Annotated in this window: 12 protein-coding genes; 9 read left to right on the forward strand and 3 right to left on the reverse strand. The window is 57.1% G+C overall.

Features of this window, described 5'->3' with window-relative positions; all coding sequences use genetic code 11:
* Positions 1-3: 3 nt before the first annotated feature.
* On the reverse strand, positions 4-768 hold the full coding sequence (locus CMN55_RS01405; protein ID WP_293947747.1) for a glucose 1-dehydrogenase: 765 nt from the start codon (positions 766-768) through the stop codon (positions 4-6).
* A 588-nt stretch (positions 769-1,356) separates the two neighbouring features.
* Between CMN55_RS01405 and CMN55_RS01410 the strand changes: the two genes are divergently transcribed.
* From CMN55_RS01410 to CMN55_RS01445, 8 genes are all read left to right on the forward strand, one after another.
* Entirely contained in the window at positions 1,357-2,247 is an 891-nt protein-coding gene (locus CMN55_RS01410; protein ID WP_293947748.1) for an SDR family oxidoreductase, read from the forward strand.
* A gap of 51 nt (positions 2,248-2,298) precedes the next feature.
* Complete coding sequence (locus CMN55_RS01415) at positions 2,299-3,090, forward strand: ABC transporter ATP-binding protein (protein ID WP_293947749.1); 792 nt, start codon at positions 2,299-2,301, stop codon at positions 3,088-3,090.
* 4 nt (positions 3,091-3,094) lie between these two features.
* Positions 3,095-5,020 carry an AMP-dependent synthetase/ligase gene (locus CMN55_RS01420; RefSeq protein ID WP_293947750.1) on the forward strand — a complete coding sequence of 642 codons (1,926 nt, stop codon included), beginning with the start codon at positions 3,095-3,097 and terminating at the stop codon, positions 5,018-5,020.
* Positions 5,021-5,908 carry a branched-chain amino acid ABC transporter permease gene (locus tag CMN55_RS01425; RefSeq protein ID WP_293947751.1) on the forward strand — a complete coding sequence of 296 codons (888 nt, stop codon included), beginning with the start codon at positions 5,021-5,023 and terminating at the stop codon, positions 5,906-5,908.
* A 3-nt stretch (positions 5,909-5,911) separates the two neighbouring features.
* Positions 5,912-6,985: a branched-chain amino acid ABC transporter permease gene (locus CMN55_RS01430; protein ID WP_293947752.1), complete on the forward strand. Its 1,074-nt coding sequence runs from the start codon at positions 5,912-5,914 to the stop codon at positions 6,983-6,985.
* An 8-nt stretch (positions 6,986-6,993) separates the two neighbouring features.
* Entirely contained in the window at positions 6,994-7,818 is an 825-nt protein-coding gene (locus CMN55_RS01435; RefSeq protein WP_293947753.1) for an ABC transporter ATP-binding protein, read from the forward strand.
* A 38-nt stretch (positions 7,819-7,856) separates the two neighbouring features.
* Positions 7,857-9,119 (forward strand): ABC transporter substrate-binding protein, encoded by a 1,263-nt coding sequence (locus tag CMN55_RS01440; protein WP_293947754.1) that lies wholly within the window; start codon positions 7,857-7,859, stop codon positions 9,117-9,119.
* Between the two features lie 146 nt (positions 9,120-9,265).
* Positions 9,266-10,462, forward strand: a complete 1,197-nt coding sequence (locus CMN55_RS01445) for a phenylacetate--CoA ligase family protein (protein ID WP_293947755.1) — start codon at positions 9,266-9,268, stop codon at positions 10,460-10,462.
* 61 nt (positions 10,463-10,523) lie between these two features.
* On the opposite strand, the gene CMN55_RS01450 is transcribed toward CMN55_RS01445, so the two are convergent.
* The gene (locus CMN55_RS01450) at positions 10,524-10,943 is read right to left on the reverse strand and encodes a carboxymuconolactone decarboxylase family protein (protein WP_293947756.1); all 420 of its coding nucleotides are present in this window, start codon (positions 10,941-10,943) and stop codon (positions 10,524-10,526) included.
* 110 nt (positions 10,944-11,053) lie between these two features.
* Positions 11,054-11,671 (reverse strand): TetR/AcrR family transcriptional regulator, encoded by a 618-nt coding sequence (locus CMN55_RS01455; RefSeq protein WP_293947757.1) that lies wholly within the window; start codon positions 11,669-11,671, stop codon positions 11,054-11,056.
* A gap of 202 nt (positions 11,672-11,873) precedes the next feature.
* On the opposite strand from CMN55_RS01455, the gene CMN55_RS01460 reads away from it, so the two are divergent.
* A complete protein-coding gene (locus tag CMN55_RS01460) occupies positions 11,874-13,433 on the forward strand; it encodes a long-chain-fatty-acid--CoA ligase (RefSeq protein WP_293947758.1) in 1,560 nt (519 codons plus the stop codon).
* Positions 13,434-13,451 lie beyond the last annotated feature (18 nt).

Raw genomic sequence — 13,451 nt, forward strand, 5'->3', positions numbered from 1 at the left:
GGTCTAGCCGTGCATGGTGAGGCCGCCGGAGACGGAAATCGTCTGGCCGGTAATGAAGCCCGCGTCGTCGGAGGCGAGGAANCAGACGATGCCCGGAAAATCCGANGGCTGCGCCAGCCGCCGCATGGGAATCGCCCGTTTCAGCCCTTCGGCGATTTTGCTGCCGCTTTCNCCGTCGCCGGCAATTTCAGCNAACAGCGGCGTGTCGGTCGGNCCGGGACAGACGACGTTCANCTGTATGCCGGAGCGGGCGAGCTCGCGCGCGGTTGTCTTGGTGAAGGAGATGAGGCCCCCCTTGCAGGCGGAATANACGGCCTCTCCCGAGGAGCCGACTCGCCCGGCATCGGAGCTGATATTAACGACGCGTCCGCCGCCGTTCTTCACCATGCCCGGCAGNACGGCNTGATGCATATGCAGCGGTCCATANAGNTTGATATCAATNACTTTTTTCCAAAGATCGACATCTGTCTGCAGGAAGGGGACAATNTTGTCCCAGCCTGCGTTATTGACGAGNACATCGACGGGCCCGCCCTTTTCGACCTCGGCNACAGCGGCATCGACGGANGCGCGGTCNGTGATATCGACGGTGTAGGCGGTGGCTTTGCCGCCNGCTTTTTCAATCATNGCCGCCGTTTCGCGGCCCCCGGTTTCATTCATGTCGAAAATGGCAACNTCGGCGCCTTCTTCGGCGAANCGNCGGGCAATTTCCCGNCCGATTCCNCTGCCGCTTCCGGTTATAATGACGCGTTTTCCGCTCAGTCCTCTCATGNTGCTCTCCTGTTTCNTTGTTCTTATCACCTAGTTTGTNTGATGTCGCCGGAACGGCGGCACAAAATCGAATGATTGTTAGATTTATCTCATTTGCCTTCCCTCTTGTCTAGGGCGAGGACAAGAATGATGTGNTCGATCCNCCTNATTTTAATCTCTTTGAAGTTGCGNNTGAGAAAATCCGNGCGGGNCCNTGCGGNGATTCTGCNCATGGCGGCCTGATGCGNCCGCCCGGTCCGCTGNGATCTGTCATNGNCCCGCTGCGGGNAGGGGATGCGGGAATGCCNGNANCNGTNATTNACNNNAGAGNNGAGNCGGCNAAGANGNTTGCNGATNACAGTATGTTCATGATTCAGTTGACAGTCCGGGTTGAAAAGGATCAGCTAGTCTTNAGCAAGTGACGTTCAATGATTGGGAGGAATCATGGNAAGGTCAAAAAAAGCTNNGGGCATCGCTCGCGTGGCCNCAAGGCAGTCTGACAGGGCGTTTGTTTTTATTAGTGCGGCGACATATACAGCTTGAAGAAAAATCTAACGGATGTTAGTTTTTTTTAACCAAAGACGNGAAAACATCGTCGGGAGGNNAGCTATGGGAGAGTCGTCATCNCGTGAATTCGGATTTTCCGAATCGCGGTTAAGGGAGAATCNGACAGTCTACAGATCGGACCTGTTCGCGGGGCAGACCGTCATCGTGTCNGGNGCGGGCAGNGGTCTTGGTCGCGCGATTGCGGTCTTGTTCGCGCGCCTCGGCGCCNATCTCGCCATCTGTGGCCGCAACNCGNAAAAGCTTGAGACGGCGGCGGCCTTTCTTTCAAGCTTTGGTGGAAAGGTCATGACGGCGCAGATGAGCATCCGNGACACCGATCAGGTCAACGGCTTCATTGATGATGTCCATGCCCGCTTNGGGCGGCTGGATATTCTGGTCAATAACGCCGGGGGCCAGTATCCGCAGGCGGCCCTTGATTTTACTCCCAAAGGCTGGAATGCCGTGATTGATACAAACCTGAACGGCACCTGGTGGATGATGCAGGCGGCGGCCCGCAAATGGGTGGCGCAAACAAGGCCCGGCGCCATTGTCAATATCACCGCCGATATTTGGCGCGGCATGCCGGGAATTGCCCATACCACGGCGGCGCGCGCCGGGGTGACCTATCTGTCCAAAACGGTCGCGGTGGAATGGGCACCATACGACATTCGCGTAAATTGCGTCGCACCGGGGTGCTGCGAGAGTACCGGCTTCGCCAATTACCCGCCTGAAGGATCAGCGACGTTCCACGAGTCCAACCCGATGCGCCGCGCCGGGGATGAATGGGACATCGCGGAGGCCGTGGTCTATCTGGCGGCGCCATCGGGCAAGTTTATTACCGGGGAAGTTTTGACGGTCGATGGTGGGCAGCAGATGTGGGGAGATCCCTGGCCGACAGGCCGTCCGGCATATTTTGATCTCAATAATCCCCGGGACGGAAAGCCGGAGGAATAGCTGGGACAAGGGGAGGAACGGATATGACTTTTGACAGGGAAAATAAGTAATATGAGTTCTAACAGGGAGAGTGAGCCGTTACTTGAATGCCGATCGGTTGAGCGTCGGTTCGGCGGTCTGGTTGCGGTGACCGGCGTTGATCTTGAAATACAGCGGGGTGAAATTTTCGGCCTGGTCGGCCCGAACGGAAGCGGCAAGACCACGTTGACGAATGCCATCACCGGCTTTTATCCGCCCAACAGCGGCAGCATCAGGCTGAACGGGAAGGATATTACGGGAACGTCGCCGCACAAGGTCGCGCGGCTCGGGGTTGCCCGGACATTTCAGAACCTTGCCCTGTTCAACGGGATGAGCGTTCTCGACAATATTCTGCTCGGCCGTCATATCCATATGCATCCCGGCGTCTTTCGCACGGTTTTATACTGGTGGCTAGCGCGGCCCGAGGAGATGGCCAACCGCGAGGTTGTCGAGGAAATGATTGAGTTTCTGCAACTCGAAAGCATCCGTCATGAACTTGTGGATGGCATTCCGATCGGGCTGAAAAAACGGGTTGAGCTGGCGCGCGCGCTTGTGGCGGAGCCGGATCTGCTCATCCTTGACGAGCCGATGGCGGGCATGAATCAGGAGGAGAAGGAATATATGGCGCGGTTCATTCTGGATGCGCGCGCCGAACGGGGGGTCAGCGTCCTGCTGATCGAGCATCATATGGATGTGATCGTGGGCATCTGCGACCGGATGCTGGCCCTGAATTACGGGGAAATGATTGCAAGCGGCGTGCCGAAGGATGTCATCAAGGATCCGAGGGTGATCAGCGCCTATATTGGAGATGGCCATGGGGAATGACAGGATGACATCACCCGCGGCATCGCTGGACCAGACCGCACTTGCCGGGAAAACACTGCCGCAACTGCTGATGCGGAATGCCACCGAACATGGGGCGGAAATTGCCATGCGCGAGAAGGATCGCGGCATCTGGCAGGAAATGACCTGGGCCGACTATGCCGAGGAGGTGATCAAATGCGCCGCCGGCCTTGACGCGCTTGGCGTTGGTGAGGGGCGGGCCATGCTGGTGCTTGGCGACAACCGTGTCCGGTTATATGCCGGGCTGACGGCGGCAGCCATGGTGCGGGGATTTGCCATGCCCGCCTATTCGGGGGCGACATTGGCGGAGCTGAAGCATTTCGCTGACGAGGCGCCGATGGCGGCCGCGCTGGCGGAGGATCAGGAGCATGTTGACAAGGTGCTGGAACTGCGCGCTGCCGGTTGCGACATTCCCTACATCATCTATGACGAGGAGCGGGGCCTGAACGATTATGAGGCGGCCGGTCTGCTGTCCTGGACCGAGTTGGTGCAAAAGGGAGAGGAAAATCTTGCAAAGAATCCGGATTTGCGGGAGCGGCTGATCCATCAGTCAACCCCGAACGATCCGGCGGTTTTCCTGCATTCCTCCGGCACGACAGGGAATCCGAAAGGCATTGTCCTGAGCCAGCGCAACGTCATTTCCGCAGCCTGGAGCGCCCATGCAGGCGGCAGCTACGGCGAGAAGGAGGATATTCTCGCCTATCTGCCGATGGCCTGGGTGGGCGATTACGCCCTGACCGTCGCGGCGGCCATCACCTATCGCTTTACGGTGAATGTGCCGGAACGTCAGGAAACGGTGCTGCGGGATTTGCGCGAGATCGCGCCGACCTATTATCTGGCCGCGCCGAGAAGCTGGGACAATATTCTGACGACCATCCAGGTCGGTATCGAAAATTCCACCAGGTTCAAGCAATGGCTCTATCATTTCTTTATGGACAAGGCGGTCGCTGCGGAACGGCGCAAGCTTGAAGGAAAAAATGCGGGCGGTTTCGAATGGCTGTGGCGACGCCTCGGGGAATGGACTGTCTTCGGCCCGATTAAGGATCAGTTTGGGTTGAGCCGCGTCGTCCATGCCTTTACCGGCGGCGAGGCGATGGGGGAGGATACCTTCGTTTTCTACCGCGCCCTCGGAATCAAGCTGCGGCAGCTTTATGGCCAGACGGAAAACAGCGCCTTTAACGCCATTCAGTCGGCGGACGAGGTGCAGCTGCATACGGTCGGTCGGCCGCTGCCCGGAATGACAATCAAAATTGCGGAAGACGGGGAAATCCTGATCAAGGGAAGCAGTGTTTTTGCCGGTTATTTCAATAACCCGGCGGCGACGGGCGAGGCTCTCAAGGACGGCTGGCTGCATTCGGGCGATGCCGGTTATCTTGAGGAGGACGGTCATCTGGTCGTGCTGGGCCGTGTTTCGGAAGTGGTGCGCACGGCGGCCGGAGAACGGTTCGTGCCGAACTATATCGAAAACCGGTTGAAGTTCAGCCCCTATATCCGTGATGCCGCCGTTGTCGGCGCGAACCGGGATGAACTGGTGGCCATGGTCTGCATTGATTTTGAGGCGGTCGGCCACTGGGCGGAAGTCAACGGGGTGCCCTATGTGTCCTATGCCGATCTGTCGCAGCGCAAGGAGGTGGCGGCGATATTGAAGGAGGCATTTATCCGCGTGAACGCGGCCCTGCCGGAGACATTGAAGCTGCATCGTTTTGTCAGTCTCCATAAGGAATTCGATCCGGACGACGGGGAGATTACGCGCACGCGCAAACTCCGCCGCAAGGTTGTCGAGGAGCGTTATGCGCCCGTCATCACCGCGCTGTATGACGGATCGAGCGAGGTGCATATGACAGCGATTGTGACTTATGAAACAGGGGAGACGAGCAGCGTGGAACGAACATTGCTTGTATGGGAGGTTTGAATGGACTGGATTTTTCTGGCTGAACTTTCAGTCAACGGCGCGCTGACAGGTCTGTTGTACTCATTGTTCGCGATCGGGCTTGTGCTGGTGTACAAGTCCTCCTCGGTGCCGAACCTGGCGCAAGGGGCGCTGACGATGCTCGGCGCCTATGTCGTGCTGGCGTTTTCGCTGAGCCTCGGCCTGCCATTGTGGGTGGCGATTCCGATCTCGATCGTCATCATGTTCTTCCTCGGCCTCGGGATCGAAAAAGTGGCTCTGCGCCGTCTTGCGGGTCGTCCGATCGTGATGATCCTGATGATGACGCTGGGGATAGATATCTTTATTCGCGGCACGACGATGGCCTTCTGGGGCGGCACGTCGCGGCCGATGGAGCTGGGGGTCAGCTATGATCCCTTCTTCGCGGGGCCGCTGTTGCTGAGCCGCATTCATATGATCGGGGCGGCGGTATCTGTCGTGCTGTTCATCGCGATTGTCTTTTTCTTCCGCAGCCGTCTCGGCATTCGTCTGCGCGCCATTTCCGACGATTACATGGCGTCCTGGTCGGTCGGGATTTCGGTGGAACGCGGGGTTGGGCTGTCCTGGGCGCTGGCCTCGGTCGTTGCTGTGATCACCGGCGTCATCTGGGGCGAAATCCAGAGCGTGGACCAGTCCCTGTCGCTGCTGCTGCTGAAAGGGTTGACGGTGGCGGTTCTCGGCGGGCTCGACAGCCTGTTCGGGGCCGTTCTCGCCGGAATCCTTCTCGGCATTCTCGAAAATGTCGGTGCGGCGTATCTCGACCCTCTGGTCGGCGGCGGCAGCCGCGATCTGGTGGTTGCAATTGTCCTGATTCTCACTGTTATGATCCGCCCGCATGGCCTGTTCGGCCGCCACGATATCGAGAGGGTATAGGCCATGTTCTATCGTCAGGCCGGTATCCGGCATCGTAGCTATGTTTCTGACAGCAAGCTGTTCCCCATTCCGACGGATCGGAACCTGATCTGGTTTCTGATTTTGCTGGGGATTGCGGCGCCGCTGTTCGTCAACAGCCTTTATCTGAACAGCTATGTGCTGCCCTGGCTGGTCTGGACGGCGGCGGCGCTGGGTCTTAATCTGGTGACAGGCTGGGCGGGACAGCTCCATCTCGGCTATGCCGCCATCATGGCGGTGGGGGCCTATTCCGCCGTTCATGCCGCCCGTTTCGGCATCCCTTGGGAAATCGCCCTGCTGATTGCCGGGTTTTCCGCCGCGGCCATCGGCACGCTTTTCTCCTTTGCGGCCATGCGGGTGAAGGGGCTCTATCTTGCGCTCACAACGCTCGCCATGCAATTTGTCATGGACTGGGTTCTCTCGCACGTCCCGGCGATTACGGGGGGGTCTCATGCCTCGCTGCAATCGCCGACCTTCAAGCTGCTGGGCCAGCCGATCACGTCGGATGCGGGGCTTTACTATGTCGCCTTTGGCTGGTGCGTGATCGTGACGGTTTTCATTCTCAACATGCGCCGGACCGGTCTCGGGCGGGCACTGGTTGCCGTGCGGGAAAAGGATTACGCCGCCGCCATTCTGGGGGTCAACAGCTTCTATTACAAGATTATCGCCTTCGCGACCTCATCCTTTATTGCCGGGATAAGCGGCGCCCTACTGGTCGCTACCTTCTTCTTTCTGGCAACGCCGGAACAATTTTCGGTCGCCGTTTCCATTCAGGTGCTGGCAATGGTCATCGTCGGCGGGCTTGCCAGCATTATCGGCAGTTATTTTGGCGTCGCCCTTATTCTGCTGATGCCGGGGATTACCAACAGCCTGTTTTCGGCCTTCGCCGATTATCTGGGGCTGCAGCTCAATCCGGAAACCCTCGCCCATATTCCGACGGCGGTTTATGGCGCGCTGATCATCATCTTCCTGATGGTCGAACCGTTGGGGCTGGGCAAGATTTACAACAATATCCGTGATTACTTCCTGGTCTGGCCGTTTGACCAGATGAAAAAATAGGGTCTGCCATGAACAGTACTAATGAGATAGCGACCGCCAAAGATCCGATCCTGACCCTCAACAGCGTCGAGGTGCTTTATGATTCCGTTCTGCTGGCGATCAAGGGTGTGTCACTGGAGGTTCCGAAAGGCGGCATGGTTGCGTTGCTGGGCGCCAACGGCGCCGGAAAGAGCACGACACTGAAAGCCATCAGCGGGCTTCTAAAGGCGGAGCGTGGCAAGGTCAGCCGCGGCGAAATCAGATTTGATGGCCAGGTTATCGGCGACAGCACGCCGCAGGATCGGGTTGCGCTCGGCATCTGCCATGTGATTGAGGGACGGCGGGTATTCGAGCATCTGACGCCGGATGAAAATCTCGAAGCAGCGGCGCCGATGTCCATGTCCCGACAGACCGTCAAGTCGGAGAAAGAACGCATATATGAGTATTTCCCGCGTCTGGCGGAACGGAAGTCGGCGGAAGCGGGCTATCTTTCCGGCGGGGAGCAGCAGATGCTGGCCATTGGCCGGGCGCTGATGACACAGCCGCGCCTGCTGATGCTCGATGAGCCCAGCCTCGGGCTAGCGCCTTTTCTGGTGGTCGAAATATTTGACATCATTCAGAAAATCAACCGCGAACAGGGGCTTTCGGTTCTGCTGGTCGAGCAGAATGCGGTCGCGGCGCTTAAAATTGTCAGCCATGGCTATCTGATTGAAAACGGCCGGGTCGTGATGCATGACACGGCGGCCGCCCTGAAGGCCAATTCGGATATTCAGGAGTTTTACCTGGGAGGAGGTGAAGCAAAGAATTTTCATGACATCAAGCATTACAGAAGACGCAAGCGCTGGTTGACCTGATCACTCGCGCCTGTCCAGTTACATCAATGGAGGATATAATGGTTTCGATAAGAAAATATGCAAAGGGATTGGCGGCAGGGGCTGTCTTGGGGATTGCGGCGCTTTCCCCGTTCACATCCACGGCGCAGGCTGCTGACCCGATTAAATTCGGCATATGCTATGATCTCAGCAAAGCGTACACTTTCGTGACCCCGCAAGTTGTACAGGGCGCCCGCGACCTGGCCGATTTGATCAATATGAAGGGCGGCATTGATGGCCACCCGCTCGAACTGATTGTTCAGGATCACGGGAATGAGCCGCAGCGCGGTATTGAATGCTATGAAAAGCTGAAGCGCGAAGGCGTGTTCATCTTTGACATGCTGTCAACGCCAGTGTCGCTTGCCGTGCTGCCGCGTGTCATGAATGACAAGAATATTCTTCTGCAGTCTCTCGCCGGTCGCGGTGATGCGATTGACGGCAGCGTATTCACCCAGATTTTCCCGATTGGCGCGACCTATTGGGGGCAGGCTGCCAATGATGTTGAATATATTCGTCAGCAGAATAATGGCTCTTTGGAGGGCGTTAAAGTTGCATTTGTCTATGTCGATTATCCTTTCGGTCAGGAACCGATTGAAATTCTGAAAACCCTGGCGGAAAAAGAAGGTTTCGAGTTGGGCCTGTTCCCCTATCCGCTACCGGGTAGTGATCAGTCATCCGCCTGGACGCAGGTTCGCCGGTTCCAGCCAGATGCCATCATCAGCTGGTCCCTGTCGAAAATGCATGTGGTGGCGTCCCGTGAGATGAAGCGGAACGGCATTCCGATGGAGAAGTATATTTCCGTCAACTGGCTCAATGAAACCGATATTAACAATATTGGTCCGGCGGAGGCCAAAGGGCTGAGGCGCGGCACGAACGTCGCGGGCGGTCAGGATATTCCGATCATCAAGGAAATCATTGCCGAACTTTATGACAAGGGTAAGGGAAATGGTGATCGGGCGACACTGAATGATGTGTATTACAACACTGGCGTTGCTATGTATTCTGTTGCCTTTGAAGGAGCCCGTCTGGCAGTTAAGGAAGGTGGCTGGCCGCTGACAGCGGAAACGATGAAAAAAGGCCTGGAAAGCATCAAGGATTATGATGCCAACGGCCTGTTCGCGCCGGTTACCGTGACGACCGAAGATCATGGCGGCGGCGGCAAGACCCGCATTGAAATGTGGGATGGCGAAAAATGGGTGCCGCAGACAGACTGGATCAGCGCCTATAAGGACATCGTTTGGGATGTTGTGAAAGAAAGTTCCAAGTCTTTCAAGACGGAGTAGTCGGACCGGATTGACCGAAGGAAGTCTTTTTCGGTGAAACGGCAATACTACCGGTTGCAGGAGGATATGGCGCGCCTATCCTCCTGCCGCATCTGTGAAAAGGCGGTTGTGCCATCGCAAGCGCCGGTTATTTTGAGGATGAAATCATGACTTTTTATGATGAGCTGGAAGTTCGTAGCGCCGATGAACGCGCCGCCGCCCAATCCCGGGCCTTGCGGGAAATTCTCTCCGGGCTACAGGGACGAGAGGCTGATCTGGAAAAAGCCGGACAGGTTCGAACCATAGAGGACCTGCCCCAATTGCCGGTCTTTCGTAAGTCTAACCTGAGTGGCCGACAGGCGCAGATGCCGCCTTTCGGAGGCATGTTGGTTACCAACGCAACTCATGTCTTTCAATCGCCCGGACCGATTTACGAGCCGGGGAGAGCCAACGGTGACTGGGCGCGTCTTGGCCGGTTTCTGCATGCCGCCGGGATTGGTGCGGGCGATATCGTGCAAAACTGTTTCGCCTATCATCTGACCCCCGCCGGCATGATGTTCGATAGCGCCGCGCAGGCGATTGGCGCCATGGTTCTGCCTGCGGGGACGGGGCAGACGGATTTGCAGGTACGTGCCGCAAAAGATGTGAAATGCACGGCCTATGCGGGGACGCCGGATTATCTGAAGATTATCTTGGATCGCGCCGATGAGCTGGGCGTCACGCTGCATTTCAAACGTGCCGTTGTCGGCGGTGGCGCCCTGTTCGCCTCCTTGCGGCAGGAATATGCGGATCGAGGAATTCTGTGCCTGCAAAATTATGCGACGGCGGATCTCGGCAATGTTGCCTATGAAACCGATGCTCAGGACGGCATGATTGTGGATGAACATGTGATTGTGGAAATTGTCACGCCCGGCACCGGAAATCCGGTCGCGGCGGGCGAGGTGGGCGAGGTTGTCGTCACCTGCCTGAACCCGGATTATCCGCTCATCCGCTTCGCGACCGGAGATCTGTCGGCAGTCCTGCCGGGGCAGAGCCCCTGCGGACGTACGAATATGCGGATAAAAGGATGGATGGGCCGGGCCGATCAGGCAACCAAAATCAAGGGCATGTTTGTCCGGCCGGAACAGGTGGCGGAACTGGTGAAGCGGTATCCGGAGATAAAAAAGGCGCGGGTCGTTGTCTCCCGTCAGGGGGAAAAGGATGAAGTCTCGGTGCTGCTGGAAGCGGACGATGGGAGTCTTTCCAGAACCCGGGAAGATATATCGGCCATATTGAAATTGTCTGTTGCCGTGGAGGTGGTCGCGCCGGGATCGCTGCCAAATGATGGCAAAGTCATTGATGATCAACGTGTTTATGACAGTTGAGTGAGCCGACCTATCCCAAGGGGGCGACCCGGTATTTTCATATCTTCTGCGGGAGGGGCGGTTATCCGTTTTCCGCGTCTTCTGCGCAGAAAATATCATAGGCAATGTCCATCGCATTTACAAAGGCGGGCATTCCCGCATAGGCGATCATCTGGAAAATAACCTCGCCGATTTCCTCCTGCGAGGCGCCGACATTCCGGGCGGCCGTGATATGGGTACGGAGCTGCTTCTCGGCGCGGGTTGCAGTGAGGGCCGCAATGGCGCAAAGCTCACGCTCCCGCTGCGTCAGCTTCTGCCGTTTATACATCCCGTCATAAAAAAACTCCGCGACCTTGATCGTCAGCTCTTCATCAAAGCCCGCCCATTTCACGAAATTGGATTTTTCCACATCATTCGGGCCGAATAACGCCTCCCGGATTTTATGGAGTTGCAAAATTCTTTCCCTGTTCTTTTCGCTGATTTCTTTGCTGGACCTGATCATTTTCCGGGTTCCTTAATGGTAATGGGCATCTTCCGGCATCATATTGCATATGACTCATTTTCAGGATTATTTTTGGCGGTCGAAACCATGGCCGGACCGCCTATCCAGCGTCAGACTGGCTGTTGCCGGAGGCCGCTTAGAAAAATTTCCATGAATTCATCGGCGATTTTGGCATAGGCCTGCCGATCTCCGGTCAGGTGCCAATGCGGCACCCAGTTGAAGGCGCCGAACAGCGCGGCGGCGGCAATCTTGGGTTCGCAAGGGGCGATGAAGCCCTCTTCCATGCCTTTGCGCAAGAGATCCCGGACCGCATGATCAACCTTGCGGCGGCCGTCGCGCAGGATCTTGCGGCTTTCCTCCGCCAAAACACGGTCCGTGGACAGGACAAGGCAGGCGCCAAATTCATTGGAGATCAGATCCATATAATTTTTCATGATCAGTTCAATGCATTCAAGGGGCGGCAGATCGCGTCTCTGACTGCGTTCAAGAGCGTCATGCAGAAACTCAAGCGCGAGGCGGCTGCATTCGAACAGGATGTCATCCTTGTTCTTCACGTAATAATACAGCGTCCGCTTGGAGACATTGAGTTCCGATGCGATATCATCAAGCGACGTGCGGTCAAAGCCACGTTCATTGAACAGGCGCGCGCCGGTACGCAGCACCGCCATGCGTTTCTGTTCCCGGGGATCATCCTGATCCAGAACCACGTCACTCCATCCGCTGGTCATTCCATAACCTTTCCTGCTGCTGCACGTCACCTAAACAACCCACGCCCTCATTGCAAGCTGCAACAGGAGCAGTATAAACCATTTTCATTGACATGTAACCCACCGGTGGGTTACTTTTTTAAAAACATGAGGAGACCGCCCGAAAGATGTCGTTCCGACGGGCGGATGGATGACTTCAGGGAAATGACAGGGAGATGATTTCATGCAGCTGACATCAGTGATCAGGCGGGTTGCGCAGGTAAATCCGAAAGGGATGGCTACCATCTATAAGGATCGCCAGCAGACCTGGCCCGAATTTGTGACAAGGGTGGCGAAACTCGGCGGAGCGTTACAGACGCTTGGCATGAAACCGGGGGACAGGGTGGCCATGCTGGCGCTCAATTCCGATCGCTATCTGGAGTATTTTTTCGGCGTTCTGTGGGGTGGGGGCGTAATCGTGCCCATGAACCTGCGCTGGTCGGCGCAGGAAAATGCCTACTCAATTGATGATTCCGGGGTCGAAATCATGCTGGTGGATGAGAATTTCGCCACCATGGTGTCGGCTATCCAGGAAAAGACAAGCTCTCTTAAAACCCTGATTTTTGCTGGCGAAGGCGCGGTGCCGGAAGGTATGCATGATTATAGTGCGATTGTTGCGGCGGCGGAACCTGTAGAGGATGCGGGGCGCAGCGGGGAGGATCTGGCCGGGATCTATTATACCGGGGGCACCACGGGATTCCCGAAGGGTGTGATGCTCTCCCATCGCAGCCTCTATGTCAGTAACCTGTCGTCCTGCCGTGAATTCTGCATGCCGGACGGGGCCCGCTATCTCCATGCCGCGCCGATGTTTCATTTGGCGGATGGCGCGGCATCGCTGGCCGCAACATTCGCGGGCGGCACGCATATCATGATCCCCGCCTTTACACCGGAAGCCGCGCTGAAAGCGATTGAGGCACACCGGCCGACAAATGTCCTGCTGGTGCCGACGATGATCCAGATGCTTGTCCGTTCCCCGGATTTTGCGAAATATGACACCACTTCACTGACAGCGATCATGTATGGCGCGTCGGCAATCAGCGAGGCCGTATTGGTCGAGGCGATGACCAAGCTGCCCAACGCGAAATTCGTGCAGGCCTATGGCCAGACGGAGCTGAGCCCTGTCGCGACCATTCTGCCGCCTGAATACCATGTGACGGAAGGGCCGAATGCGGGCAAGCTTCGCTCCGCCGGAAAAGCCGTTGGCTGCTGCGAGCTGAAGATCGTGGATGAGGACGGGAACGAACTGCCGACCGGAACTGTTGGCCAGGTGGCGGTCAAGGGACCGGTCACCATGCTCGGCTATTGGAATAAGCCTGAACAGACGGCGGAAGCCCTGCGCGATGGCTGGGTTTATACGGGCGATGGCGGCTATCTCGATGAAGAGGGCTTNCTGTTTATCGCCGACCGGATGAAAGACATGATTGTCTCGGGCGGGGAGAATGTCTACTCCGCCGAGGTGGAGCAGGCGGTGACCCAGCATCCNGCNGTNGCGGAGTGCGCCACCATTGGCATTCCGCATGAAAAATGGGGNGAAAGCGTNCATTCCATNGTCATTCTGAAGCCGGGNGCGAGTGCGACGGAGAAAGAAATNATTGATCACTGCCATACCATTATCGCCGGNTACAAATGCCCGCGGAGNNTNGANTTCAGANNTGANCCCATGCCGCTNTCCGCGGCNGGAAAGGTCCTGAANCGNGANCTNCGGGCGCCNTANTGGGAAGGCCTGGACCGGAACGTCAACTGAGTTTTNANTGAAATCNGG

This window comes from Sneathiella sp., assembly GCF_002694385.1.
In the GTDB taxonomy this organism is placed as follows: Bacteria; Pseudomonadota; Alphaproteobacteria; order Sneathiellales; family Sneathiellaceae; genus Sneathiella.